This is a genomic window from Phenylobacterium sp., from assembly GCF_013822795.1.
Lineage (GTDB): Bacteria > Pseudomonadota > Alphaproteobacteria > Caulobacterales > Caulobacteraceae > Phenylobacterium.
Window position 1 is genome coordinate 105,583 of record NZ_PNLB01000007.1, and the last position, 24,396, is coordinate 129,978.

19 protein-coding genes are annotated in these 24,396 nt (G+C 66.9%); 12 read left to right on the top strand and 7 right to left on the bottom strand.

Annotated features, from left to right (window positions below; all coding sequences use genetic code 11):
• Nucleotides 1–5 precede the first annotated feature (5 nt).
• Together C0481_RS08195 and ndk are read right to left on the bottom strand one after the other, a co-directional pair.
• Nucleotides 6–1,163, bottom strand: a complete 1,158-nt coding sequence (locus C0481_RS08195) for an acyl-CoA dehydrogenase family protein (RefSeq protein ID WP_293402509.1) — start codon at nucleotides 1,161–1,163, stop codon at nucleotides 6–8.
• Nucleotides 1,164–1,701: 538 nt separating this feature from the next.
• Nucleotides 1,702–2,121 (bottom strand): nucleoside-diphosphate kinase, encoded by a 420-nt coding sequence (gene ndk / locus C0481_RS08200; RefSeq protein ID WP_267230125.1) that lies wholly within the window; start codon nucleotides 2,119–2,121, stop codon nucleotides 1,702–1,704.
• 134 nt (nucleotides 2,122–2,255) lie between these two features.
• Here ndk and C0481_RS08205 point away from each other — a divergent pair, with 134 nt between their 5' ends.
• Both C0481_RS08205 and C0481_RS08210 read left to right on the top strand, forming a co-directional pair.
• Nucleotides 2,256–4,142, top strand: a complete 1,887-nt coding sequence (locus C0481_RS08205) for an ABC-F family ATP-binding cassette domain-containing protein (protein WP_293402513.1) — start codon at nucleotides 2,256–2,258, stop codon at nucleotides 4,140–4,142.
• 52 nt (nucleotides 4,143–4,194) lie between these two features.
• Nucleotides 4,195–5,007 (top strand): potassium channel family protein, encoded by an 813-nt coding sequence (locus C0481_RS08210; RefSeq protein ID WP_293402515.1) that lies wholly within the window; start codon nucleotides 4,195–4,197, stop codon nucleotides 5,005–5,007.
• A gap of 116 nt (nucleotides 5,008–5,123) precedes the next feature.
• On the opposite strand, the gene C0481_RS08215 is transcribed toward C0481_RS08210, so the two are convergent.
• Nucleotides 5,124–5,294, bottom strand: coding sequence for a hypothetical protein (locus C0481_RS08215; RefSeq protein WP_293402517.1), 171 nt, complete (start codon nucleotides 5,292–5,294; stop codon nucleotides 5,124–5,126).
• Nucleotides 5,295–5,630: 336 nt separating this feature from the next.
• Between C0481_RS08215 and C0481_RS08220 the strand changes: the two genes are divergently transcribed.
• The 10 genes from C0481_RS08220 to C0481_RS08265 all read left to right on the top strand — a co-directional run bounded on the left by C0481_RS08220 (nucleotide 5,631) and on the right by C0481_RS08265 (nucleotide 19,328).
• Nucleotides 5,631–7,412, top strand: coding sequence for an FAD-dependent oxidoreductase (locus C0481_RS08220; RefSeq protein WP_293402519.1), 1,782 nt, complete (start codon nucleotides 5,631–5,633; stop codon nucleotides 7,410–7,412).
• A complete protein-coding gene (locus C0481_RS08225) occupies nucleotides 7,403–9,229 on the top strand; it encodes a 2-oxoacid:acceptor oxidoreductase subunit alpha (protein WP_293402521.1) in 1,827 nt (608 codons plus the stop codon). The genes C0481_RS08220 and C0481_RS08225 overlap by 10 nt, the downstream gene beginning before the upstream one ends.
• Entirely contained in the window at nucleotides 9,226–10,281 is a 1,056-nt protein-coding gene (locus C0481_RS08230; protein WP_293402523.1) for a 2-oxoacid:ferredoxin oxidoreductase subunit beta, read from the top strand. Before C0481_RS08225 ends, C0481_RS08230 begins: the two co-directional genes overlap by 4 nt.
• Nucleotides 10,282–10,382: 101 nt before the next feature.
• Nucleotides 10,383–13,043, top strand: a complete 2,661-nt coding sequence (locus C0481_RS08235; RefSeq protein WP_293402525.1) for a hypothetical protein — start codon at nucleotides 10,383–10,385, stop codon at nucleotides 13,041–13,043.
• A gap of 94 nt (nucleotides 13,044–13,137) precedes the next feature.
• A complete protein-coding gene (locus tag C0481_RS08240; protein WP_293402527.1) occupies nucleotides 13,138–14,070 on the top strand; it encodes an NAD-dependent epimerase/dehydratase family protein in 933 nt (310 codons plus the stop codon).
• Nucleotides 14,070–15,365, top strand: coding sequence for an NAD(P)/FAD-dependent oxidoreductase (locus C0481_RS08245; RefSeq protein ID WP_293402529.1), 1,296 nt, complete (start codon nucleotides 14,070–14,072; stop codon nucleotides 15,363–15,365). Before C0481_RS08240 ends, C0481_RS08245 begins: the two co-directional genes overlap by 1 nt.
• Nucleotides 15,328–15,786 (top strand): GtrA family protein, encoded by a 459-nt coding sequence (locus tag C0481_RS08250; protein WP_293402531.1) that lies wholly within the window; start codon nucleotides 15,328–15,330, stop codon nucleotides 15,784–15,786. The genes C0481_RS08245 and C0481_RS08250 overlap by 38 nt, the downstream gene beginning before the upstream one ends.
• Nucleotides 15,783–17,240, top strand: a complete 1,458-nt coding sequence (locus C0481_RS08255) for a UbiA family prenyltransferase (RefSeq protein WP_293402533.1) — start codon at nucleotides 15,783–15,785, stop codon at nucleotides 17,238–17,240. The genes C0481_RS08250 and C0481_RS08255 overlap by 4 nt, the downstream gene beginning before the upstream one ends.
• Nucleotides 17,231–18,568, top strand: a complete 1,338-nt coding sequence (locus tag C0481_RS08260) for an FAD-binding oxidoreductase (RefSeq protein WP_293402535.1) — start codon at nucleotides 17,231–17,233, stop codon at nucleotides 18,566–18,568. The genes C0481_RS08255 and C0481_RS08260 overlap by 10 nt, the downstream gene beginning before the upstream one ends.
• Nucleotides 18,558–19,328, top strand: coding sequence for an SDR family NAD(P)-dependent oxidoreductase (locus C0481_RS08265; RefSeq protein ID WP_293402537.1), 771 nt, complete (start codon nucleotides 18,558–18,560; stop codon nucleotides 19,326–19,328). Before C0481_RS08260 ends, C0481_RS08265 begins: the two co-directional genes overlap by 11 nt.
• Before the next feature lie 17 nt (nucleotides 19,329–19,345).
• Here the strand turns inward: C0481_RS08265 and C0481_RS08270 are convergent, their stop codons facing one another.
• From C0481_RS08270 to C0481_RS08285, 4 genes are all read right to left on the bottom strand, one after another.
• The gene (locus C0481_RS08270) at nucleotides 19,346–20,074 is read right to left on the bottom strand and encodes a PepSY domain-containing protein (protein WP_293402539.1); all 729 of its coding nucleotides are present in this window, start codon (nucleotides 20,072–20,074) and stop codon (nucleotides 19,346–19,348) included.
• A gap of 11 nt (nucleotides 20,075–20,085) precedes the next feature.
• Nucleotides 20,086–20,784, bottom strand: coding sequence for a hypothetical protein (locus tag C0481_RS08275; protein WP_293402541.1), 699 nt, complete (start codon nucleotides 20,782–20,784; stop codon nucleotides 20,086–20,088).
• A 72-nt stretch (nucleotides 20,785–20,856) separates the two neighbouring features.
• The gene (locus C0481_RS08280; protein ID WP_293402543.1) at nucleotides 20,857–23,562 is read right to left on the bottom strand and encodes a TonB-dependent receptor; all 2,706 of its coding nucleotides are present in this window, start codon (nucleotides 23,560–23,562) and stop codon (nucleotides 20,857–20,859) included.
• A 479-nt stretch (nucleotides 23,563–24,041) separates the two neighbouring features.
• Nucleotides 24,042–24,356 (bottom strand): copper-binding protein, encoded by a 315-nt coding sequence (locus C0481_RS08285; RefSeq protein WP_293402545.1) that lies wholly within the window; start codon nucleotides 24,354–24,356, stop codon nucleotides 24,042–24,044.
• Nucleotides 24,357–24,396 lie beyond the last annotated feature (40 nt).

Here is a 24,396-nt window from a genome sequence, read left to right on the forward strand (position 1 = left end):
TGCCCTCAGAACGATTTCGGCATGCCCAGCACGTGGGTGCCCACGTGGCTGAGGATCAGGTTCGTGGAGATCGGAGCGACTTGATAGAGCCGCGTCTCGCGGAACTTGCGCTCGATGTCGTAGTCCTCGGCGAAGCCGAACCCGCCGTGCGTCTGGATCGCGGTGTCGGCTGCGAACCAAGAGGCCTCCGACGCCAGCATCTTGGCCATGTTGGCTTCCGTGCCGCACGGCAGGCCGGCGTCGAACATCGCGGCGGCCTTGTCGACCATCAGCGAAGCGGCGGTCACCTGTACGTGCGCTCTGGCGATGGGGAACTGGACGCCCTGGTTCTGGCCGATCGGCCTGCCGAAGACTTCGCGCTCAGTGGCGTACTTGCTGGCACGATCGACGAAGAAACGCCCGTCGCCAATGCACTCGGAGGCGATCAGAATGCGTTCGGCGTTCATGCCGTCGAGGATGTAGCGGAAGCCCTTGCCCTCCTCGCCTACGAGGTTCGCCGCCGGCACACGCAGGCCGTCGAAGAACAGCTCCGTGGTGGCATGGTTGAGCATGGTGCGCACTGGCCGGATGGTCAGCCCAGCGCCAACCGCCTCACGAAGATCAACGATCAGCACGCTCATCCCGTCGGAAGGCTTGGCGGCGTCCTCGCGCGCCATGGTCCGGCAGAGCAGCACCATGAGGTCGGAGTGTTCGGCCCGGCTGATCCAAAGCTTCTGGCCAGTGATCACGTAATGATCGCCATCGCGACGGGCGAACGTGGAGATCCGGGTCGTGTCGGTGCCGGCAGTGGGCTCGGTCACCCCAAAGGCCTGCAACCGCAGTTCTCCCGAGGCGATCTTCGGCAGGTAGGTTTGCTTCTGGGCCTCGCTGCCGTGCTTGAGGATCGTGCCCATGGTGTACATCTGGGCATGGCAGGCGCCGCCGTTGCAGCCCGACCGGTGGATCTCTTCGAGGACGGCTGTCGCCGCGGCCAAACCGAGCCCCGAGCCGCCATAGGCCTCCGGGATCAGGACCGATAGGAATCCTGCCTCGGTCAGCGCGGCCACGAACTCCTTGGGATAGCTACGTTCGCGATCATGCTCGCGCCAGTATTCGCCAGGAAACTGGGCGCAGAGTTTGCGCACGGCCTCTCGGATCTCAGGAAAACTCTCCGTTCCGCTCAAGCCGGCCTCCACCAACATACAAGGTCGCGCACCAGCTAGCCCAAAGCCCTCGGACGGGAAAGCCGTGCCGCTACGTCAGCGCCAACTCAAACAAGCTTCAGTGTTCGCGCCCCGAAAACTGCAGCGAACTCAAATACAACTTCCACCAATTTGCGAATCGTTAACCAACTTCTGGCGGAACTTCAGTGCGCTTGCGTTGTTCGAACCGGCATGGACAGCATGAACCGCAATGAACGCTTGCATAGAGAGGCCGTCAGCCTCTGGCGCGCGTTAAGCGCCGACCCTCCGCCGAGGGGCCTGCGCGGTGCGCGCCTGCTGGACGCCGCAATGCACCTGAAGACGGCCGACAAATACGACCGCTTTCACTCACCGCATCTGCGTCCCAGCCAGATCGTTCGCCCCCGCTGACCCTCATACGAGAAGGCCCCGCCCGGCGAACGCCGAACGGGGCCTGTCATGCGGCTGGTCCGCTGGAAGGACCGAGTGGGGCTCGTGGCCGCGCCTAATCAACGCAGCTAGAGCTCCGCCGTTCCCAAACTCAGCCGACGATTTGGTCGTCGGTGAAGAACTGGGCGATTTCGATCTTGGCGTTGTCGAGGCTGTCCGAGCCGTGGACCGAGTTTTCGCCAACGTTCAGCGCGAACAGCTTGCGGATCGTGCCGTCAGCGGCTTGTTCCGGATTGGTCGCGCCCATGACTTCGCGGTACTTGGCCACGGCGCCTTCGCCTTCCAGAACCTGTACGACGACCGGAGCCGAGGTCATGGTCTCGACCAGTTCGCCGTAGAACGGACGCTCGGCGTGGACTTCGTAGAACTTCTTGGCCTGAGCCTCGGTCATTTGAATGCGGCGTTGAGCGACGATGCGCAGGCCGGCGCCTTCGATCACGGCGTTGATCTGGCCGGTCAGGTTCCGCTTCGTGGCGTCCGGCTTGATGATCGAGAAAGTGCGTTCGGTCATGTCTTTTGCTTGTCTTATTCTTGGGGAGGCGCGGCGGCCCGCGCGGGTGGCGGGCTTATAACCGCCTGATGTGACAACGCCAAGCGCAGGACGGTCGCCTTCCGCGGCGCGCTCTGCTAAGGCCCCGCGCTCTCATGCTGCAGATCAACGACCTGACTTTCGACTCCTGGGGCCGCCGCTTCTTCGACCACGCGAGCGTCAGCGTACCCGTGGGCGCGAAGGTCGGCCTGGTCGGGCGCAACGGCGTCGGCAAGTCCACGCTGTTCAAACTGATCCTCGACCAGCTGCACGCCGGCGATGGCGAGATCGGCTATCCCAAGCAGGCCCGCATCGGATCGGTGGATCAGGAGCACCCGGCCACGCCCGTGCCGTTGATCGACACGGTGCTCGCCGCCGACGAAGAGCGCGCGCGCCTGCTGCACGAGCTCGAGACGGCCACCCCCGAGCGCATGGGCGATATCTATGGACGGCTGTCGGAGATCGGCGCCGACCGCGCCCCAAGTCGGGCGGCCGAAATCCTCTCTGGCCTCGGCTTCTCGAACGCCGACCTGACCCGGCCCATGGCCGAGTTCTCTGGTGGCTGGCGCATGCGCGTGGCCTTGGCGGCGGCGCTATTTGCTGAACCCGACCTCCTGCTGCTCGACGAACCGACCAACTATCTCGACCTTGAAGGCGCGCTCTGGCTGGAGAGCCGGCTGAAGAAGTATCCGCACACCGCGGTGATCATCAGCCACGACCGCGAGATCCTGAACAACAGCTGCGACCACATCCTGCACCTGCTGGACGGCAAGTTGACCCTCTATGTGGGCGGCTACGACCAGTTCGAGCGTCAGCGCGAGGAAAAGGCGCGTCTGCAGGAGGCCTCAAAGGCCAAGGTCGAGGCGCAGCGCGCGCACCTGCAGTCCTTCGTCGACCGGTTCCGCGCCAAGGCGTCCAAGGCGACCCAGGCCCAATCGCGTCTGAAGATGCTGGCCAAGCTGCCGCCGGTCTCGGCGGTGGTCATCGAGCACACCGCACCGTTCATTCTGCCTTCGCCCGAGCGGCCGCTGGCGCCGCCGCTGGTGCGCCTGGAGGGCGTGGCGACCGGCTATGCCGACGGACCGCCGATCCTCAAGGGCATGAACCTGCGCCTGGATCTGGACGACCGCATCGGCTTGCTCGGCGTCAACGGCGCCGGCAAGTCGACCTTCGCCAAGCTGGTCGCCGGCGCGTTGGAGCCGCAATCGGGCGAACTGAAGCGCTCGGCGCGACTGAAAGTCGGCTGGTTCCACCAGCACCAGATCGAAGCGCTTAATCCCAACGACACGCCGCTAGACATAATCCGCGCGGCCATGCCCGAGGCCTCTGAGGCCAGCCGACGCGCGCGCCTGGCCCAGTACGGCCTCGGCCACGAGAAGGTGGAGACCTCGGTCGCCAACCTGTCCGGGGGCGAGCGCGCACGCCTTCTGCTCAACCTGGTCGCCGCCGAGAAGCCTCACCTGCTGATCCTCGACGAACCGACCAACCACCTGGACATCGACAGCCGCCGCGCCCTGCTCGACGCGCTGAACGACTACGAAGGCGCGGTGATCCTGATCACCCACGACCGTTCGCTGATGGAACTAGTCGCCGACCGCCTGTGGCTGGCCACCGATGGCACGATCGCCCCGTTCGACGGCGACATGGACGACTACGCCAAGTTCGTCATCGACCGCGCCAAGCAGGCCGGCAAGGCCCCGACCCAGGTGCGCGAACCTGAGCCTGTGGCCGCGCCCAAGCCGCCTCCCGCTCCAAAGGCGAAGGTCCCGACCGGCACCGCCCGCCGACGCGCCGAGGCGGCCGAAGCGGCCCTGGCTCGAGCCAGCCAGTCGCTCTCCAAGATCGACGCGGCCCTCACCGACCCGAAGATATTCAGCCAGGACCCGGCCAAGGCGGCCGACCTGGGGCGCCAGCGCATGATGGCCGAAGCCGCGCTCGAGGCCGCCGAACTGGAATGGATGGAAGCCGTCGAGGCCTACGAGGCGATCAAGGGCGACGGCTGACGCGCGCGCCGTTCCCCCTTCCCCTCCGCGGCGGCGCATCTATGTTCGTTCAATGCCCGCCGACGCCGCTCCGCTTCCCGAACCTGGCCAGCGCCGTCTGGGACCGCGCATCCGAGCACGACTGCACGAGCTCTATTTCGGCAAATCCGACCGCTCGGTGCGCTTCCGGCTGACGGTGATCGCGATCGACTTCGTGATGATCGCCTTCTTCATCGCCGCGCCGCTGCTACGCGATACGCCGGTGTTCCTGTTCATCGACTACGCGATGGCCTTCGTGCTGGCGGCCGATCTGCTGGCCCGGGCCCTGGCGAGCGACAACCTGGGCGCCTGGATCAAGCGGCCTGTGACCTGGATCGACCTGTTCGTCCTGGTGACGCTGCTGTTCCCGCTCTGGCTGTTCAACCTCGCCTTCCTGCGGGTGCTGCGGCTGTGGACACTGGTCCATTCCGAGTTCTTCTGGGTCACGGTCGGCCGGCGTTACAACGAGACGCGCTGGGAGGACGTGATCCGGGCGACGTCGACCCTGATCACCTTCATCTTCATCATGACCGGGTTCGTCTATACGAGCTTCGCGCGGACCGAGGGCATCAGCGGCTACGTCGACGCGCTCTATTTCACCATCGCCACCCTGACGACGACCGGTTTCGGCGACATCACCCTGCCCGGCACCTGGGGCCGAGTGATCTCGATGGTGACCATGCTGACTGGGATCACGCTGTTCGTGCGCCTGGCCCAGACCCTGTTCCGGCCCTACAAAATCCGCTTCACCTGCCCGACCTGCGGACTGCGCCGGCACGACGTCGATGCCGTCCACTGCAAGGCCTGCGGCGAGTTGCTCAACATTCCGAATGACGACGAGGTCTAGGACCGTGCCAGAGGAAGCCCGCCTGATCTATCTGCTGGGAGTGCTGGTGCTGCTCGCGCCTGCGGGCATGGCGGCGCTACGCCGCCTGCTTCGCAAGCGCGACAAGTAGCAGGCGCCTAGAGCGCCCGCGCCAGGCGCAGGTTCTCCGCGTGCTCGGCCTGAGCGCGGCGCAGGTTGATCTCCAGCGACTGGCTGTCCTGGCCGTCGTCGACCACGGCTTCGATCATGTTTTCGGCGATGTCGGCGTCGTCGAACGGGGACGCGACTTCGAACGGCTGGTTCGGCATCGGAGGACCTCCTTGGCTGGTTGGCGAAACAGTTAAGCAAAGCTTGACGACAACCAAGCCCTTTCCCGTAACAGGCGCGTGAAATTCGCCCGGCTTCACAGCAACTTGAGCCACGGCAAGCTGCGCCTTAGCTGTCAGCTCCTCTGATGCGGCGCCCACGACATAAGTCGACGAAATCACCGACTTAGACGTCGAACGCTGCAAGAAATGTATTGGCTCACGCCACGATAGGGTCCTACCATCCTCTCGAACGCTGCGTCGCGGTAAGGCGAGTCTGCTTTCACTGACCCTCGTCTTCGCAACCGCGAAAGAATGGCGTGTGGGAAGGAAGCGATTGTGCACCGCACCAGTACCGAGGGGCCTGACTACTTTCATAAAGTCGTCGATTGCCAATGGGCCTGCCCGGCCCACACACCTGTTCCTGAGTACATCCGCCTGATCGCCGAAGGTCGGTACTCGGATGCCTACATGGTCAACTGGAAGTCGAACGTCTTCCCCGGAATCCTGGGGCGGACCTGCGACAGACCCTGTGAGCCGGCCTGCCGACGCGGCCGAGTCGAAGATGAGCCGGTCGCGATCTGTCGCCTCAAGCGCGTCGCCGCCGACAACAAGGAGGACATCACGGGCCGGCTGCCCGCGCCGGTCGCGGTGTCCAACGGCAAGCGCGTGGCGCTAATCGGCGCCGGCCCGGCCTCGTTGACCGTCGCGCGCGACCTCGCCCCGCTAGGTTACGAGCTGACCCTGTTCGATGGGGAAGCCAAGGCCGGCGGCATGATCCGCAGCCAGATCCCGCGCTTCCGCCTGCCTGAGGAGGTGATCGACGAGGAGGTCGGCTACGTCACCGGCCTGGGCATGGACATGCGGCTGGGTGAGCGGGTCGACAGCCTCAAGGCGCTGCTCGCCGAGGGCTATGACGCCGTCTTCGTCGGATCTGGCGCCCCGCGCGGCCGCGACCTCGATCTGCCAGGACGCCAGGAAGCCGCGGCCAACATCCACATAGGCATCGATTGGCTGAGCAACGTCTCGTTCGGCCATGTCGACAAGATCGGGCGGCGAGTGATCGTCCTGGGCGGCGGCAACACCGCCATGGACTGCTGCCGCACCTCGCGTCGGTTGGGCGGACAGGACGTCAAGGTGATCGTCCGCTCCGGCTTCGAGGAAATGAAGGCCAGCCCCTGGGAAAAGGAAGACGCGCTCCACGAGGATATTCCGATCCTCAACTACCTCGTTCCCAAGGCCTTCACCCACGAGAGCGGTAGGCTGACAGGCGTGCTTTTCGAGAAGGTCCGCCCCGAGTTCGACGCCAAGGGCCGCCGCAGCCTCGTCCCCTCGGGAGAACCCGACGAGCACTACGAGTGCGACGACGTACTGGTAGCGGTCGGCCAGGAGAACGCCTTCCCTTGGATCGAGCGCGACATCGGCCTGGCCTTCGACGACTGGGGCATGCCCAAGGTCGATCCCCTCACCTTCCAGTCGACGCTGGCCAAGGTGTTCTTCGGCGGCGACGCGGCGTTTGGGCCGAAGAACATCATCTGGGCGGTCGCCCACGGTCATGACGCAGCGATCTCCATCGACAAGTTCTGCAAGGCCGAGGACCTGGCCATTCGGCCGCCGCCGGGAACCTCGATGACCAGCCAGAAGATGGGCATCCACGAGTGGAGCTACGACAACGATCCGGCCAATGACGCCCGATATCGGGTGCCGCTGCTGGACAAGGGCGAGGCGCTGAAGGACGTCCGGCTGGAGGTCGAGCTGGGCTTCGACCGGGCCACGGCCTATCGCGAGACCCAGCGCTGCCTGAACTGCGACGTGCAAACCGTGTTCGCGGAAAGCGCCTGCATCGAGTGCGACGCCTGCGTCGATATCTGTCCGACCGACTGCATCACCTTCACCGAGAACGGCGACGAGGCCGACCTGCGCGGTCGGCTGAAGGCGCCCGCGCTCAACCAGGATCAAGCGCTCTACGTCTCCGGCGACCTGCCGACCGGCCGGGTCATGGTGAAGGACGAAGACGTCTGCCTGCACTGCGGCCTCTGCGCCGAGCGCTGCCCCACCGGCGCGTGGGACATGCAGAAGTTCCTGCTCGAAATGACCCATGCGGGGGGATCATGCCGCTAGAGGCGCTCAACGACTTCGTCGTCAAGTTCGCGAACGTCAACGGTTCCGGGTCAGCCAGCGCCAACAGCATGTTCGCCAAGGCGATCCTGCGCATGGGCGTGCCGGTGGCCGCGCGGAATATCTTCCCGTCCAACATCCAGGGCTTGCCGACCTGGTTCGAAGTGCGGGTGACCGAGGCCGGACATCTGGGCCGGCGCGGCGGCGTCGACCTGATGGTGGCGATGAATCCGCAGACCTGGGACCGCGACGTCGCCGAGATCGAACCTGGCGGCTACCTGTTCTACGATTCCACCAAGCCGCTGCCGGCCTCGAAATTCCGCGACGACATTACGGTCGTCGGGGTGCCGCTGACGGCGATGTGCAATGCCGCCTACCAGCTCCCGCGCGAACGCCAGCTGTTCAAGAACATCATCTATGTCGGGGCGTTGGCCGCCCTGCTCGACATCGAGATCGGGGTCATCGAACAACTGCTGGCCGAGCAGTTCGCCGGCAAGGACCGGCTGATCGCGGCCAACGTCGCGGCCCTGCACATGGGCCGCGACTATGTGGCCGAGCATCTCTCGCCGCTGCGGTTGAAGGTGAGGCGCGCCGACAAGGTCGGCGACCGGATCTTCGTCGAGGGCAACGCCGCCGCCGCCCTCGGCGCCGTCTATGGCGGGGCCACCGTTTGCGCCTGGTATCCGATCACCCCCTCGACCTCGCTCGCGGAGGCCTTCACGGGCTACTGCGAAGACCTGCGCATCGATCCCGAAACCGGCAAGGCGCGCTATGCGATCGTCCAAGCCGAGGACGAGATCGCCTCGATCGGCGTGGTGGTCGGGGCCGGCTGGAACGGCGCGCGCGCGTTCACGGCCACGTCGGGCCCAGGCGTGTCGCTGATGACCGAGTTCATCGGCCTGTCCTACTTCGCCGAAATCCCGGCGGTGATCTTCGACGTTCAGCGTGGCGGGCCATCGACAGGGATGCCGACCCGCACCCAACAGGCCGATCTGCTGGCCGCCGCCTACGCCGGACACGGCGACACCAAGCACCCGCTGCTGCTGCCGGCCGATCCGGGCGAGTGTTTCGAGATGGGCGCCCAGGCGTTCGACCTCGCCGACCGTCTGCAAACCACCGTCTTTGTGATGCTCGACCTCGATATCGGCATGAACGAGTGGCTGACGAAGCCCTTCGAATGGGATGACGACCGCAAGCTCGATCGCGGCAAGGTGCTCGGCTACGACGAACTGGAAGCCGGCGTCGAGTTCGGCCGCTACCTCGAGGTCGATGGCGACGGCATCCCCTACCGCACCTATCCCGGCGCCCACCCGACCAAGGGCGGTTACTTCACCCGCGGCACCTCGCGAAATCCCTACGCCCGCTACAGCGAGGAAGGCGCGGTCTATGTCGGCAACATGGAACGACTGCTGCGCAAGTTCGACACCGCCCGGCGGCTGGTGCCCAGCCCGGTCCTGCGCAGCGCGACACGTTCGACCCGCGAGGGCGTCATCTACTTCGGATCGAGCACGCCGGCGGTGCATGAAGCGCTCGGCAGCCTCGAACATGCGGGGCTGCACCTCGACGCCCTTCGCGTTCGCGGCTTCCCCTTCGCCGACGAGATTTTCGAGTTCATCGCCGCCCACGACCGGGTCTTCGTGATCGAACAGAACCGCGACGCCCAGCTGCGGACGCTGCTGATCAACGAAGGCGAGATCGATCCGTCGCGGCTGACCGCGGTGCTGCACTACGACGGCACGCCAATCACCGCCCGCTTCATCACCGAGACGGTGACGCGGCTGATGAGCGAACGCACGCCCATGCCGGAGGCGGCCGAATGACCTACATCACCAAGCCGCAACTGCATCACCCGCAGCTCAAGCCGAACGCGCTCGGATATACTCGGCGCGACTACGAGGGCGCGGTCTCGACCCTGTGCGCCGGTTGCGGCCACGACTCGATTTCGTCGGCGATCATCCAGGCCTGCTACGAACTGGACCTGCCGCCGCACCGGGTGGCCAAGCTGTCAGGCATCGGCTGCTCGTCGAAGACGCCCGACTATTTCCTTGGCAACTCCCACGGATTCAACACCGTCCACGGGCGCATGCCGTCAGTGCTGACCGGCGCCAATCTCGCGAACCGCGACCTGATCTATCTCGGCGTTTCTGGCGACGGCGACAGCGCCTCCATCGGGCTGGGCCAGTTCGCGCACTCGATCCGGCGCGGTGTGAACATGCTCTACATCGTCGAGAACAACGGCGTGTACGGCCTGACCAAGGGTCAGTTCTCGGCCACCTCCGACAAGGGCTCGAAGTCCAAGAAGGGGGTGGTCAACCATGACGCCGGCATCGACCTGGTCAGTCTGGCCCTGCAGATGGGCGCGACCTTCGTGGCGCGTTCCTTCTCGGGCGACAAGAACCAGCTTGTGCCGCTGATCAAGGCTGCGCTCAGCCACAAGGGGGCGGCCTTCATCGACTGCATCAGTCCCTGCGTTCAGTTCAACAACCACGCCGGATCCACCAAGTCCTACGACTATGTGCGCGAGCACAATGAAGCGGTGAACCGGATGGACCTCGTGCCGGCGCGCAGCGCCATCACCATCGACTACGCCCCGGGCGAGACCGTGCCGGTCGCCCAGCATGACGGCTCGGTCCTGCACCTGCACAAGCTCGCCGAGCACTACGATCCGTCCGACCGGGTGGGCGCGCTGGCCTATCTGCAGGCGCGGCAGGCGCTGGGCGAGATCGTGACCGGCTTGCTCTTCCTCGACCCCGGGGCGCGCGATCTGCACGAGAACCTCGGGACGGTCGACGTCCCGCTCAACACGTTGAGCGAACGCGAGCTTGGGCCCGGCGCAGCCGCCCTAGCCAAAATCAACGCTTCGCTTCGATAGCCACAACCCCCGCTAGCATCTTCTTCGCCGCACGTTGCTGACCTATGGTCGGCCACCGCTGATTCATCGGCGGACAGGAGGGGAGCGATCTGGGCATGTGGTTGCTGCGAGCGGTGCTTGGCGCGCTGGCGCTGCTGAGTATTGCGATCGCGCTCGCGCCTGAACCGCCGGCCTCGCCCATGCACGGCGTCCAGACCCACGTTGTCGTCGGACAGACGCAGACAGCGCCCCTCGCCGAGGTTACGGATCTGGACGCGGCGTTGCGGCCGGGGACCCCGCGGGACTCAGTCATCTACCGATCCTGGTCGCCGGCTGGCGTGCGCCCGCTGGCCCTCGAGATGGGACCGTTAGAGCCCGCGGACTATGTCGGGGTGCTGTATCAAGGCACGATCCGCGAGTACGAAACGCGCAACGCCCTCTATCTGCGGTGCTCCACGCACGAGCGGATAAAGCCCATAGCCGGGGGCGGAACCGCTGGCACGTACACCGAAACCATCGTGCCGCTCGGGGACAAGTGGTGCGCGGGCGGCGAGGTCTATCTTCGGCTGGTCGGAACGTCCGATTTCCGGAACGTCGGGGTGGCGCAGCCCTACGCTGTCTCGGCGCTAAGTTACCTCAAGCAATCCTACCTTGGTTACGTCGGCTTCTTTCTGACGGCGTTCGCGATCGTGCTCGCTCCGTTCTTTGCAGGGGGGCTGGTGGCCAGGGCCACGCGCAGCGGGGTGGATCCGGTGCTAGGCGGGTTCCTGGGGCTTGGGGCGGCCTGCCTGACCCTCTTCTACCTCTACGCCTGGACGCCGCTGCCCCCGCGCGGCGGGCTCCTCCCGGTCATGGCGCTCATCGGTGTTGCGGTCGGCGCGTGCTGGAAAGCTCCCGATCTGGCGCGGTCCGTCTGGCGCGCCCAACGGATCCCGGTTTACGTCTGGTTCCTCACCGGCTTTGTCGCCCTCACCGTTCTGCATCTCGGCGCTACGGGCTCGGGCGCGTGGGAGCCCGCCCATCGGTTTGCGCCGGCGATCTGGTCCTCCGATCACCTGCTTCCGGGCATGTTCGCCGAGGCCGTGCGACTGGGAACGCATCAACTCGTGACGATGCCCGGCGACTGGTCACTCAGCGATCGACCGCCGCTGATGGCCGGCGGGTACCTATTGTTCGCCGATGTCTTCGCCCTGCTCCAGGCGAACAATGACGGACCACACCTTCAACCCGTGGCGCTTGCCGTAGGCGGCGTGACGCTGACTTCGCTGTGGGCGGCGGCCCTCTACTGGGCGGCTCGCCGAGCCGGCAAACTGTCGCCGGCGATCGCCGCAATCGGCGTGCTGCTTGTTGCGCTCACTCCGTTCGCTTTGTTCAACACCGGCTACACTTGGCCAAAGCTGATGGGCGCGGCGTTCAGCATCGCCGCAACGGGTTACGCCTTCCGATTGCGGCCATCGCCGCGCGCCAGCGTCGGCGAAACGGCGACCTTTGGCGGCCTGGCCGGGTTCGCCATGCTCTGCCATGCGGCCTCGTCGTTCTTCCTCGCGCCTGCCGCGCTGGTCTACTTCGCAACGCGGCTATGGCGCTCGCCTAAGGCGCTGGTGGCCGGAGCGGCCGTCGGCCTTGCCTTGCTGGCCAGTTGGTCGGCCTACAAGGCGAGCGCCCTGCCCAGCCAGGACCCGCTGCTCGCCTACGCTCTGACCGGCGACCTGCATCTCGCCCCCAAGGAGTCGCTGCCAGAACGCCTCGCCGCGCGATACCAGAGCTTCACGGTGCTCCAGTGGCTCCAGACCAAGGCCGAGATCGCGGCCTATGTCTTTACGCCCAATCCTCCGCAGGGCCCCGAGCCGCTGGCGCGCCCTATCGTCCCTGGCGAGATCGATGTCGCGGGGCAGTTGCGGCGCTGGGATTTCTACGCGCTTAGCGCTGGCAATCTGTCGCTGTTGCTGTTGGGCGCGTTGGGCGTCTGGAGCTTCGCGCGCCCACGCGCCGAGCGGCCGCCCCAGGCGGCGATGGCGGCCCGCCTGCTCGCCTCCGCGGCTGGATGCTACGCGCTGTTCGTAGGCGTGACCTTCCTCGCGCTCTTCGTGCACCAATTCAGCTACGACGCCGTGCTGGCGCTGGCCTTGGCCGGCATCGTCGCGGCCGGCGCCATGCCTTGGGGCCGCAGCTTGCTGTTGGCCCTCGCCGCCGCGACAGGGCTCTATACGGGCGTCGTCTGGATTGCGGCGCCGCTCAGCAGCCTTGTCACCCTGGACCTCGCGGCTTTGGGAACGCTGGCTCTGGTCGGCATCGGCGTGGGTCTCGCCTTGAGCCGCGGAGGCGCAGCGCCGCGTGGGCGCACGGCCCTGCTGGGGCTTGGTCTCGCCGTCTCCGTCGGCGGCTGCCTCATGCTTCGGCCAGGCGCCGTCGTTCGCGAACTGAGCCCGCCAGACCTGACGTACATGGCTGAGCTCGTCGCCAACCCGGCGGTTGATCCGGCGCGGTGCCGCGGCAACCTTGACGGAACGGTGGCGCGGAAGGTCGGGGGCTGGCGGATGTTCGGCTGGGCCTGGGACGCCGCGGCCGGCGCGCCGGTGAAATCGATCGCCGTGCTCGACAACGGACTTCTCCTCGGCATGGCCGCCACCGGCCAGGCGCGCCCCGATGTTCCCAAAGGCCTGCCGACGGTGACCGATCCGGGCGTCGGCTGGCATCTCGACCTCAAGAAGCGTCCCGCGCATCCACAGATCGTAGCGACCCTGACCGACGGTTCGATCTGCGCGTTGTCGGCCGCGTCCTGATGAGCTGCAGAATCGTCCCATGCTCGCGGCGTCAGGCCGCAAGACCTGCGCCGGCGAGATCCGCCGGCAGTCCCCCTAGAGTGCGTGTCCTTCCATGATGCAGCGTGTTCTCGTCACCGGCGCGGCGGGCCTCGTCGGCCAGAACCTGATCGCCCAGCTAGCGCGCGCCGGCGAGTTCGAGCTGGTGGCCGTCGACAAGCACCCGCAGAACACCGCGGTCCTTCAGCAGCTGCATCCGCAGCTGCAGGTGATCACCGCCGATCTGGCCGAGCCGGGCGCCTGGGAGGATGTCGCGGCGGGCTGCGACGCCGTGGTCATGCTGCAAGCCCAGATCGGGGGACTCGATCCGGAAGCGTTCCGGCGCAACAACATCGTCGCGACGGAGCGGGTGCTGGCGGCCGCCGCGCGCGGCAAGCGGCCCTATGTGGCGCATGTCAGCTCGTCGGTCGTGAACTCCCAGGCCCATGACCTCTACACCGAGAGCAAGAAGGCGCAGGAGGCGATCGTCGCACGGTGCGAGCTGCCGCATGTCATCCTGCGGCCGACGCTGATGTTCGGCTGGTTCGACCGCAAGCACCTGGGCTGGCTGGCCCGCTTCATGCGCCGCGCGCCGGTGTTTCCGATTCCCGGAGACGGGCGCTATCTGCGCCAACCCCTCTACGCCGGCGACTTCGCCAGCATCATCGGCGCCTGCTTGCACGAGCGGAGGGAGGGCGCGTTCAACATCTCCGGCCAGGAGCGGATCGACTATATCGATCTCATCCGGCAGATCCGCGATATCGACGGATCGAAGACGCCTATCGTCAGGATACCCGTCTGGCTCTTCAGTATCCTGCTGAAGACCTATGCGATCTTCGACCGCAATCCGCCGTTCACCACCGCCCAGCTAAAGGCGTTGAGGACGCCGGACGTGTTCGAGGTGATCGACTGGCCGGCCATTTTCGGCGTGCGAGCGACGCCCCTGCGCGAGGCGTTGAGCGCCACCTTGAAGGACCCCGCCTACGCCGATGTCGAGCTGACCTTCTGATGGCCCGGGCGGACGACAAACTGCTGGTGATCGGCGCTGGGCCGATGGGACTAGCCGCGGCCTATTACGCCGCCAAGGCCGGGTGGAAGGTCGAGGTCCTGGAGGCCGGAGACCGGCCCGGCGGCATGGCCGCGCATTTCGATTTCAACGGTCTGTCGCTGGAGCGCTTCTACCATTTCTGCTGCCGCAGCGACGTCGACACCACCGCGCTGCTGGCCGAACTCGGCCTCCCGCCGATCCGCTGGGTCCCGACCAAGATGGGGTTCTTCGTCGACGGCAAGCTGCATCCGTGGGGCGATCCGATCTCGCTGCTGACCTTCCCCGGCATGAGCCTGGTCGAGAAGGTGCGCTACGGCCTGCAGGCCTATCTCTCCACCAAGCGGTCGGATTGGCGGCGGCTCGACAAGATCAGCGCCGCGGACTGGTTCCGCGCGTGGTGCGGGCCACGGGTCTACGACAAGCTCTGGCGGCCGCTGTTCGAGCTGAAATTCTACGAGCACGCCGAGAGCATCTCTGCAGCCTGGGTCTGGCAGCGGATCAAGCGGCTGGGCCGTTCGCGCCGCTCGCTGTTCCAGGAGGAGCTCGGCTACATCGAGGGCGGCTCGGAGGCGCTGGTCGCAGCCCTGACGGCGGCGATCGAGAAGATGGGCGGCAAGATCCATCTGTCGACCCCGGCCGCACGCCTGCTGATCGACCAAGGGCAGGTACAGGGCGTCGAAGCCCGCGACGGACGCCGGTTCGAGGCCAGCCAGGTCATCTCGACCGTCGCCATGCCGTATGCGGCCGCGATGCTGGCCGACCAGCCCGAGCTGGCGCGCGCCTATGCCCAGTTCGAGAATGTCGGCGTGGTCTGCGTCGTCCACCAGCTGGCCAAGCCGGTCACCGCGAACTTCTGGGTCAACATCTCTGATCCGGCCATCGGCGCGCCGGGTTTCGTCGAGTTTTCGAACCTGCGCCCGCTCGACCGACACATCGTCTACGTCCCCTACTACATGCCCTCGGACAACCTCGCCTTCGGGCGGCCTGATGAGACCTTCGTCGACGAGAGCTATGGCTATCTACAGCGCGTGAACCCGGCGCTCGGCCCTGAGGACCGCATCGCCAGCCATGTCGCGCGCCTGCGCTACGCCCAGCCAGTCTGCGATGTCGGGTTCGGCGACAAGATCCCCAATCCGCAGACGCCCGTGGCCGGGCTTCAGATCGCCGACACCTGCTTCTACTATCCCGAGGACCGCGGCGTATCCGAGAGCATCGGCTATGCCCGACGCCTGGTGGAGAGCCTTCCGCGTGCATGAGCGCCTGCGCCCATTGCTGAGCCGGCAGTTCGCGGCCTTCCTACTGGTCGGCGGAACCGCCGCCGCGGCCCAATGGCTGAGCCGTTTCGCCTTCAGCCACGCCCTGCCCTATGCCGCGGCCGTGGTTTGCGCCTATGCGGTCGGCGTGCTGGTCGCCTTCGAGCTCAACCGGCGCTTCGTCTTCCCGACCGCGCCGGGCGAGCGCCGCGGCCAGTTCATGCGCTTCGTGGCGGTGAACGTCGTGTCGTTCGCCGTCGTCTGGCTGGTCTCCATGCTGCTGGGTGAGTTGCTGCTGCCGCGGTTCATGGCGCGCCCCTGGGCCGAGGCGATCGGCCACGGCGTTGGCGTGCTGTCCCCCGCCGTGCTCAGCTTCGCCCTGCACAAGCGCTACACGTTCCGAACCCACGGGCCCGCCAAATGACCCTGAACGCTCAAGGTGCAGTCGCCAGCGTGCTGGTCGTCGACCTCGACGACACCCTGGTCCGCACCGACACCCTGGCCGAGCAGTTCGTGGCCCTAGTGTTCCGCAAGCCCCTGGCCGCGCTCACGCTGTTGCCGACGCTGCTGCGTGGCCGCGCGGCGTTCAAGGATCGTCTGGCGCAGTTGCAGCCGCTGGATCCCGCCGCCCTGCCGTACAACGAGCCTCTGCTGGACTTCCTGCGCGGAGAGAAATCGCAGTCGCGGCCGATCCATCTGGTCACCGCCGCGCACCAGTCCATCGCCGACGCCGTGGCCGACCACTGTGGCCTGTTCGACAGCGCCGAGGGCAGTGATGCAGGGCGCAACCTCAAAGGCGCACGCAAAGCCGAGCGCCTGGCCGAGCGCTTCCCGGAAGGCTTCTGCTATGCCGGCGACTCCCGGGCCGACCTCAAGGTCTGGGCGCATGCCGAAAGCATTGTGCTGGCGGGCGCGACCGCCAGCGTCGCCCAAGACGCGCGAAACCTGGGCAAGCCGCTCGAAGCCGAGTTCGGTCGCGACCGGCCCAGCCCGAAGACCTGGCGGCGCGCGCTGCGCCTGCACCAGTGGACCAAGAACCTGCTCGTGTTCCTGCCGCTGCTGCTATCGCAGAAGTTCACCGAGCCCCACGCCCTGCTGCTGAGCGTGGTGGCGTTCATCGCCCTCGGACTAACCGCCTCGGCGACCTATCTGGTCAACGACCTCTCGGACCTGGCGTCCGACCGGCGGCACGCCACCAAGCGGCATCGACCGCTGGCGGCGGGCGTGCTGCGCATCGAGCATGTCGCGGTCGCCGTCCCGCTGCTGCTGCTGCTCGCCGCCGGCCTGGCGCTGGCGACGTCGCCGATCCTGCTGCTGGGCCTGGCGGGCTACGCCGTCCTGACCCTGACCTACACCTTCCGCCTGAAGCGACTGGCGCTGTTGGACGTCGCGGCCCTAGCCGCGCTCTACGCCATCCGCATCGCGATCGGCGCAGCGGTGATCGGCACCCCGCAATCACCCTGGCTGGTCACCTTCTCGCTGTTCTTCTTCTTCTCGATGTCGCTGGCCAAGCGCTACGCCGAGATCCACAACCTGCGGGGCGGCGAAGCCTCCCGCCTCCTGCCGGGACGCGGCTATCGCACCGACGACGGGCCGGCGGTGCTGGCGCTCGGGGCGGCCTCCAGCGTCGCCTCGGTGCTGATCGTGGTGACCTATCTGATGGAAGAGGCGTTCCCCTCGAACATCTATGCGCGGCCCGATTGGCTGTGGGTCGCACCGTTTCTGCTGATGATCTGGGTCGCGCGGCTCTGGCTGATCGCCGGACGAGGCGAGCTGGACGAAGACCCGATCGCCTATGCCATCCGTGATCGCTTCAGCTGGAAGCTGATGGTCCCGCTGGTCGGGGCCTTCGTGCTGGCCACGCTCGCATGGCCCTGAGCTTTCACAGCCAGGTCGTCGAGCCCTGGGGGCGCACGCCGCGCCTGCCTCATCAGGTCGCCCGGCCCCTGCATCGGGACCAATTGCCGGGACTGATCGGAGAGGCCGCCGGAGGCGGCGGGCTGCTCGCCGCCGGCCTTCACCGTTCCTATGGCGACAGCGGCCTTAATCCCGACGGGCTGATGATCTCGATGCGCGGCGTCGACCGGTTCATCGCCTTCGACCCTGCGAGCGGCGTCCTGCGCGCCGAGGCCGGGGTCAGCCTGGATGAGATCTTGCGGATGGCGACGCCGCACGGCTGGTTTCTGCCGACGACGCCGGGCACGCGGTTCGTGACCTTGGGCGGGGCGATCGCCAACGACGTGCACGGCAAGAACCATCATCGCGCCGGTTCGTTCGGGCGGCATGTCCGCCGCATCGGGTTGCTGCGCTCGGACGCCGGCGCCCTGGAGCTGTCGCCGCAGGAGCGGCCCGAGCTGTTCCACGCGACCCTCGGGGGCCTGGGTCTTACCGGCCTGATCGCCTGGGCCGAGATCGCGCTTGCGCCGATCCCGAGCACCTTCGTCGACGAAGAGACCGTGCCTTTCGCAAACCTGGCCGAGTACTTCCTGCTAAGCGCTGAGAGCGACCCGCGCTTCGAGCATGTCTCGTCGTGGATCGACTGCACCGCCAGCGGCACGGCGCTGGGACGCGGCGTCATGTACCGCGCCAACTGGTCCGCGGCGGGCGGGCTGGCGCCGCACGCCCCGCGCCAGAAGCTGCAGGTTCCGATCACGGCGCCCCCGGGCCTCATGAACAAACTGTCGCTGCGGGCCTTCAACGCCGCCTATGGCGGGATGCAGCGGATGCGCCGCGGGACCGCCCGCAAGCACTATGGCGGGGCGTTCTATCCGCTCGACGCCATCGGCGGCTGGAACCGCTTCTATGGTCCGGCCGGCTTCTACCAGCACCAGTTCATGGCTCCCCTGGCGGCGCAGAAAGACGCCATGACCGAGGCGCTGCGGACCCTCGTCGCCGCTGGCCAGGGCTCGTTCCTGGCGGTGCTCAAGAGCCTGGGGCCGCTACGCTCGGGCGGCCTCGTCTCGTTCGAGGGGCCAGGCGCCTCGCTGGCGTTGGATTTCCCAAACCGTGGCGAAGCGACCCTGAAACTGCTCGAACGTCTCGACAGCATCGTCGTGGCGGCCGGCGGCAAGATCTATCCGGCCAAGGACGGGCGCATGTCCGCGGCCACATTCCGCGCGGGCTATCCGCGCTGGCGCGAGCTCGAGGCTCTGCGCGATCCCTTGTTTTCTTCACGTTTCTGGCGACGAGTGACACATGACCAATAACGCCTGGCGCGGACGCGGCGTCCTGATCCTGGGCGCCGCTTCGGCCATCGCAGAGGCCGTTGCGCGCGAGCTCGCCAGCCAAGGCGCGCAGCTGGTGCTGGTTGCGCGCGACGGCCCGCGGCTCGAGGCGATCGCCGCCGATCTGCGCGTGCGCGGCTCACCCAACGTCGCGGTCCGAGCGCTGGACCTGGTGGAGGCCGAGCCAACTGACGAACTGCTGCAGTCGCTGGCTGATCAAATCGGTGGTTTCGACACCGCGCTGATCGCGCACGGCCTGCTGGGCGACCAGACCCGCGCCGAGCAAGACGCCGCGCACGCCGCTGCGCTGATCGACGTCAACTTCACCTCCGCCGGTCTCTGGGCGTTGGCCCTCGCCCGCCGGCTGGAACGCACGGATGGCCGCAACGGCGTGGTCGCGGCGATCGGCAGCGTGGCCGGCGACCGCGGCCGCAGTTCGAACTTCGTCTATGGCGCCGCCAAGGCGGGACTGGCCGTGCTGATGCAAGGCCTGGCCCATCGCAGCGCGCTGCATGGCGGTCCCAAGGCGGTGGTGTTCAAGCTGGGCTTCGTCGACACCCCGATGACCGCCGACCTGCCCAAGGGCGGACCGCTGTGGGCCACGCCGGGCGCGGTGGCGAAGGTCATCGTCAAGGGCCTGAACGGGCGCAGCGCCATCGTCTACGGCCCCTGGTTCTGGCGCTATGTCATGCTGATCATCCGGCTGCTGCCGCAGCCGGTCATCGCCCGGATCGACATCTAGTCGTCCGGGCGGCCGTCTCAGCCCTTCGCGCGGCCTTCGCGCAGCCGCTCGATCGGGTCGAGCAGATAGGCGAAGTCCTGACGGCGGAAGCTGCGGAACAGCAGGATCACGCCGCTGAGCGTCAGCCAGGTCACGCCGCTGGCGACCGTGATGATCAGCGGGTGGTTGAAGCTCTCCCGCTTGGTGTAGTCCATGATGTGGATCATCCAGAAGATGTCCCACAGCCGCCAAGTGTCGTTGCGCAGCAGCTGCATCTCGCCGGTCGCCGCCGACATGAACAGCGTGGTGCGCTCCGCATCGGCGAACTCCACCCGCCAGGCCGGCAGTTCGGCGGTGCGTGACTCGACATCCGGCTTCTCGACTTTGCGGATAGACGTGACGCCTTCCGGACCGGCGAAGGCCGCGGCGGCCAGCGCCCCGGCCTTGGCCGCATCGATGACCACCGGCTGGCCGGTCGCCGCGTCGAGCAGCTTGATCCCCGAGGGCGTCGTCGCCTGGTAGACCTGCGACGTCCCGAGGGTCTTCAGCTGCAGTTTCAGCACCGGCTCACCCAGCGTGGCCGCCACCTGGGCCAGGGACAGCGCCTGGGCCGGCAGCATCGGCGGCGCGGCCTCGCGGACCGCCCCTTCTCCGGCGACCTTGTGATGGTCCAGCAAGGCCATCATCGCGCCGCTGATCGACCAGAGCAGCATCTGCAGGCCCAGCACCAGGCCGAACCACTTGTGAAGTGTGCGGATCAGAAACATCGGACGATCCCCTAGGCCGCTTTGCGCGCGCGGCGCCGGCGACGGAAACTGTAGAGCAGCAGCCAGCCGCCGGTGGCCGAGGTCGCGACAGCCATCCAGGTGGCCACGCGCAGCAGCAGGTTGTTCACGTCGGTGCGCGCCTCGTAGTCCATGATGTGGAGCATCCAGACGAAGTCGAAGGTGCGCCACAGGTCGTGGCGCTTGGCCACCAGCTCGCCGGACTGCGGCGAGATGTAGAGCGTCGGCTTCCACAGACCTTCGAACTCGACCCGCCAGATCGGCACCTGCCGCCCCTTGATCTCGCCGGGGGCGACGTCGAGCAGTTCGACGCTCTTGACCCCGCCCTTGCCGGCATAGAGCTCGATCGCGCGATTGCGGGCGGCGGTCTCGTCGATCGGCGACAGCAGCTCGCCGCTGCGGGCGTCGAACAGCATGCGGCCGGGGATCGCGTCGACCACGTAGACCGGCTGGCCAAGCTGGGCGCCCAGACGCACCGCGTGGGTTCCGCCAGGGACGAGGCTCGTCGGCTCGACCAAGCCGTCGAGGGCGATCGGCTGCTGGCGCGGCGCGCGCACCAGATGGTCGCCATGGATGATGTCGATGTGGACCGCGGTCATGTAGAGGCCGCTAAGCATCCAGAACACCGCCTGGACGGCGATGATCAGGGCGAGCCACTTGTGGGTCTTCCGGGCCAGGGCCGGCAGGCGCATGTCGAACTCTCTTCAGCAAAAAGCCGACGCCGGACGGGCCATGGGGCAGCCCGCCCGGCGCCGTGCGCCGACCTAGTTGAACTGATAGGTCAGACGCACATAACCGCGGCGACCCAGAAGGTCGTAGGTCATGGTGTCGGTGTTACCGTCAGTGAAGCTCTGGATGTACGGAGCTTTCTTGTCGAAGATGTTGTCCACGCCGACGGCGATGTCGGCGTTGTCGGCGATGCGATAGGCGAGCTGGGCGTTGTGGTAGAACACCCGCGGCGCCTCGTAGCCGATGTCCTTCGGCGCGGCGTTGAAGTCAGTCGCCTTGCCGATCATCTGCACCGAGTAGGTCCCGGTCCACTTTTCGTCGGTGACCGTGAAGCTGGCGTTCGAACGCCACTTCGGGAAGCCGCCGTTGCCGCCGCCGATGTGGCCGTCGAACCGGATCGGCTCGGCGCCGTCATAGGCGGTGATCAGGTACTCGCCGAGATAGGTCGTGTTCCAGTCGAAGCTCGCCTGGCGCTCGAACAGGTCGAAGTCGTAGTGGATGCCGATGTCCACGCCGGTCATCTCTTCCTTGCCGGTGTTCACCGGGATGGAGGAGAGGTAGCTGACCTCGCCCGTCAGCGCGCTGCGCGTGAAGTTGCTGGGACCGCAGAACGGATGGGTCATTCCGGTCGAGGCGTAGCAGACCGCCAGCTTGGTCGAACCCGGGATCGAGCGGATCGCATCGGTGATCTCGATGTCGAAGTAGTCGATCGTGACCGACAGGCCGCTGACCTGGGGCGGGGTGAACACCAGGCCGAGCGTGAAGGTCTTGGCCTCTTCCGGCTGCAGTTCGCTGTTGCCGCCGTTGGTGGTCAGGATCGTGGTGCCCAGTTGCCGGAAGCCGGCCGGAACGCCCGAGGCCTGGCAGTTGGCGATCAGGGTCGCGTTGCCGCTGGTGCTGTAGCCGCTGCAGGGATCGGTGGTGGTCAGGTTGCCTTCGGCGACGCCGCCGAACAGTTCGGGCACACTGGGAACTCGGAAGCCGGTGCCGTAGGTGGCGCGCAGACGCAGCCCCTCGATCGCGGTCCAGTTGAGGCTGGCCTTGTAGGTCAGGTTGCTGCCGAACAGGTCGTAGTCCGAGTAACGGACGGCCCCGTCGACATCCAAGCGCTTGATCAGCGGCAGGTCGGCCAGCAGCGGCGCGGAGACTTCGAGATAGGCTTCCTTGGCCTTCATCGAGCCGGAGATGGAATCTTGCTGGTTGGTGTTGCCGATGCCCAGAACGGTCAGGGCGTCGGGATCGCGCCAGCCTTCCTCCTCGCGATAGAGCAGGCCGACGGCCGCGCCGACCGGACCGGCGGGCAGCTCGAAGACCGTGCCGGAGAAGTCGAGCGTGGCGCTGCGCTGCTCGTTACCGCCGGTGTCGCGCGAGGTGTAGAGGATGTAGTCCAGCACCTCCTTGCTCAGGCTGCCGGCGCCCAGATAGTCGCCGCAGGGGGCGCCGGGCACGCAGTTCATGGTCTTCTGCACGCGTTCCAGGTTGGCGATGTTGGTCATCGCGTCGATGCCGGTGTTCCGGCCCCAGTTCACCGCCGCTTCCCAGGTCCAGTCGCCGACGACCTTGCCGCGGGCGCCCGCGACCAGGCGATAGGTGTCGGTTTCCTGGAAGAACTTGCGCGGGCCGCCCTCGCCGAGCCGGCGGGCCAGCAGCACCAGGTCCTGGCCGGTCGGGTTGTTCGGGTTCGAGGCCCGGATCGTGAAGTTGCGCAGCACGTCGGGCGTGCCGTCCGGGTTGGTCGGACGATGGGTCAGGCCGCCGGGGGTGGCCAGCTGGTTGCTCTTGCGGTGGGTGAAGAAGAACTCGCCGAACAGCTGGACGTCGTCGGTCAGGTCGTAGTCGGCCAGGAACGCCGTGCTGATCCGCTCGATCGGCGAGACCGCGTTGAGGAACGGGTTCGAATTGAAGCCGTGCTTGGCGCCGTTGTAGAGCTCGAAGTAGTTGCCGTCTGGGCCAGGCGTCTGGCTGAAGTTGACGACCCGGCCGTCGGCCAGCCGCGCACGGCCGCCCAGCGTGTTGCCGCTGTACGAACAGACCAGCTGTCCGCCGCTCTCGCCGAGGCTGCAAGGCGCCCGGGTGGCCATGTTGACCGCTTCGGTCTTCTGGTAGGTGACCGCCGCGGTGACGCCGCCGCGATCGCCGCGCATGCCCCACAGCAGGTCGAGCGTGTACTCCTCGCCATCGCTCTCGTCGGTGATGCCGAACTTGCCCGAGAGCTTCAGGCCTTCGTAGCCGTCGATGGTGACGATGTTGACCACGCCCGCGACGGCGTCGGCGCCGTAGATGGCCGAGGCGCCGTCCTTCAGCACGTCCATCCGACCGATGATCGAGGTCGGGATCATGTTCAGGTCGGGGGCGCTGTTGGCGCCGGTGCCGCCGTTCACGATGCGGCGGCCGTTGATCAGGGTCAGGGTGCGGTTGATGCCCAGCCCGCGCAGGTTCACCTGCGCCGTGCCATAGCCGTTTCCGGTCCAATAGGCGCTGGTCTGGCCGCCGGCGGCGCCGGCCGAGGCCGGCAGGCGCTGCAGCAGGGTCTCGACGTTGGTGATGCCGGTGTTCGAGATCTCTTCCTGGCTGACCACGGTCGCCGGGCCGACGCCGCTGATGTCGACGCGCTTGATGCGGCTGCCGGTGACGATGACTTCCTCAACGTCGTGAGCGCTCTGCGCCCATGCCGGAACGGCGGACATCGCACCAGTGAGCATCGCGCTCGCCAGCAGCAGACGCTTGGAAAAACGGTTCATACCTACCCCCTTGTCAGAAAGCGCCCTGCGCCACCCTCCCGGCGTTACGGAGCGCTTCGATGCCGTCGCGACGGACCGCCGACGACTAATGTCTATACATATTCAGCTTTGCACGTGCGGGAACGCTGTCCGTCGGCCACGCCGTCAAGCAATGGCCGCACGCCGCTTCGACGCGACGACGTAGAGCCGACGCATCTCCTTCCCTGCGGCATGTATTAGGAAGCTATCCCCACCCAGCGAGATACCGCATCGCGTGTATCAGGCCGTACTGCGACTTTTCTTGATTTACCCCGTTCTCACTACGCTGATCCCCTCACCTTGACGCAGGACGACTGCGCCAGCTCAGCGACCCATCGTCGCTTATTCGGGATACGCGCGGCCCCTCTCGACCCCTCAAATTTTTTCCGGGTACGGCAGGAATATTTGACCCGCGTCAAGGCGAGGTCTCCGGAACGGCGAGCCGCCCCGGAGACGAGCCGTTACTGCGGGCGGATGGCGGTGATGACCTGCCCGTTGAGGTCGAAGCGAACCTTCGCGCCGACCTTGACCTTGGCCAGCAGCGCCTTGTCGGCGACCTTGAACGGCATGGTCATCGCCGGCCAGTTCAGGGCCTTGATCGGGTCGTGAGCGATGGTCACCGAGCCGGTCTTGGCGTCGACCTTCTTGATCACGCCCGTGCCTTCGACGCTGCCGGCGGCGGCCGGCGCGGCGTGGCCGGAATGGTCGGCGCCATGGGCCAGGGCGCCGGTCGTGCTGACGCCGAGGGCCGCCAGGGCCAAAAGCAGGGTCTTCATCTGTTGATCTCCAACTAAGCTCGCGCCAGCGGCGCGACGA

Excerpts from the sequence above, each read along its gene's own strand:
- C0481_RS08215 (WP_293402517.1), bottom strand. The coding sequence starts at position 5,294 with ATGCCGAACCAGCCGTTCGAAGTCGCGTCCCCGTTCGACGACGCCGAC.
- C0481_RS08225 (WP_293402521.1), top strand. The coding sequence starts at position 7,403 with ATGCCGCTAGAGGCGCTCAACGACTTCGTCGTCAAGTTCGCGAACGTC.
- C0481_RS08255 (WP_293402533.1), top strand. The coding sequence starts at position 15,783 with ATGACCCTGAACGCTCAAGGTGCAGTCGCCAGCGTGCTGGTCGTCGAC.
- C0481_RS08210 (WP_293402515.1), top strand. The coding sequence starts at position 4,195 with ATGCCCGCCGACGCCGCTCCGCTTCCCGAACCTGGCCAGCGCCGTCTG.
- C0481_RS08275 (WP_293402541.1), bottom strand. The coding sequence starts at position 20,784 with ATGCGCCTGCCGGCCCTGGCCCGGAAGACCCACAAGTGGCTCGCCCTG.
- C0481_RS08230 (WP_293402523.1), top strand. The coding sequence starts at position 9,226 with ATGACCTACATCACCAAGCCGCAACTGCATCACCCGCAGCTCAAGCCG.
- C0481_RS08240 (WP_293402527.1), top strand. The coding sequence starts at position 13,138 with ATGATGCAGCGTGTTCTCGTCACCGGCGCGGCGGGCCTCGTCGGCCAG.
- C0481_RS08270 (WP_293402539.1), bottom strand. The coding sequence starts at position 20,074 with ATGTTTCTGATCCGCACACTTCACAAGTGGTTCGGCCTGGTGCTGGGC.
- ndk (WP_267230125.1), bottom strand. The coding sequence starts at position 2,121 with ATGACCGAACGCACTTTCTCGATCATCAAGCCGGACGCCACGAAGCGG.
- C0481_RS08205 (WP_293402513.1), top strand. The coding sequence starts at position 2,256 with ATGCTGCAGATCAACGACCTGACTTTCGACTCCTGGGGCCGCCGCTTC.
- C0481_RS08245 (WP_293402529.1), top strand. The coding sequence starts at position 14,070 with ATGGCCCGGGCGGACGACAAACTGCTGGTGATCGGCGCTGGGCCGATG.
- C0481_RS08260 (WP_293402535.1), top strand. The coding sequence starts at position 17,231 with ATGGCCCTGAGCTTTCACAGCCAGGTCGTCGAGCCCTGGGGGCGCACG.
- C0481_RS08250 (WP_293402531.1), top strand. The coding sequence starts at position 15,328 with ATGCCCGACGCCTGGTGGAGAGCCTTCCGCGTGCATGAGCGCCTGCGC.
- C0481_RS08285 (WP_293402545.1), bottom strand. The coding sequence starts at position 24,356 with ATGAAGACCCTGCTTTTGGCCCTGGCGGCCCTCGGCGTCAGCACGACC.
- C0481_RS08265 (WP_293402537.1), top strand. The coding sequence starts at position 18,558 with ATGACCAATAACGCCTGGCGCGGACGCGGCGTCCTGATCCTGGGCGCC.
- C0481_RS08280 (WP_293402543.1), bottom strand. The coding sequence starts at position 23,562 with ATGAACCGTTTTTCCAAGCGTCTGCTGCTGGCGAGCGCGATGCTCACT.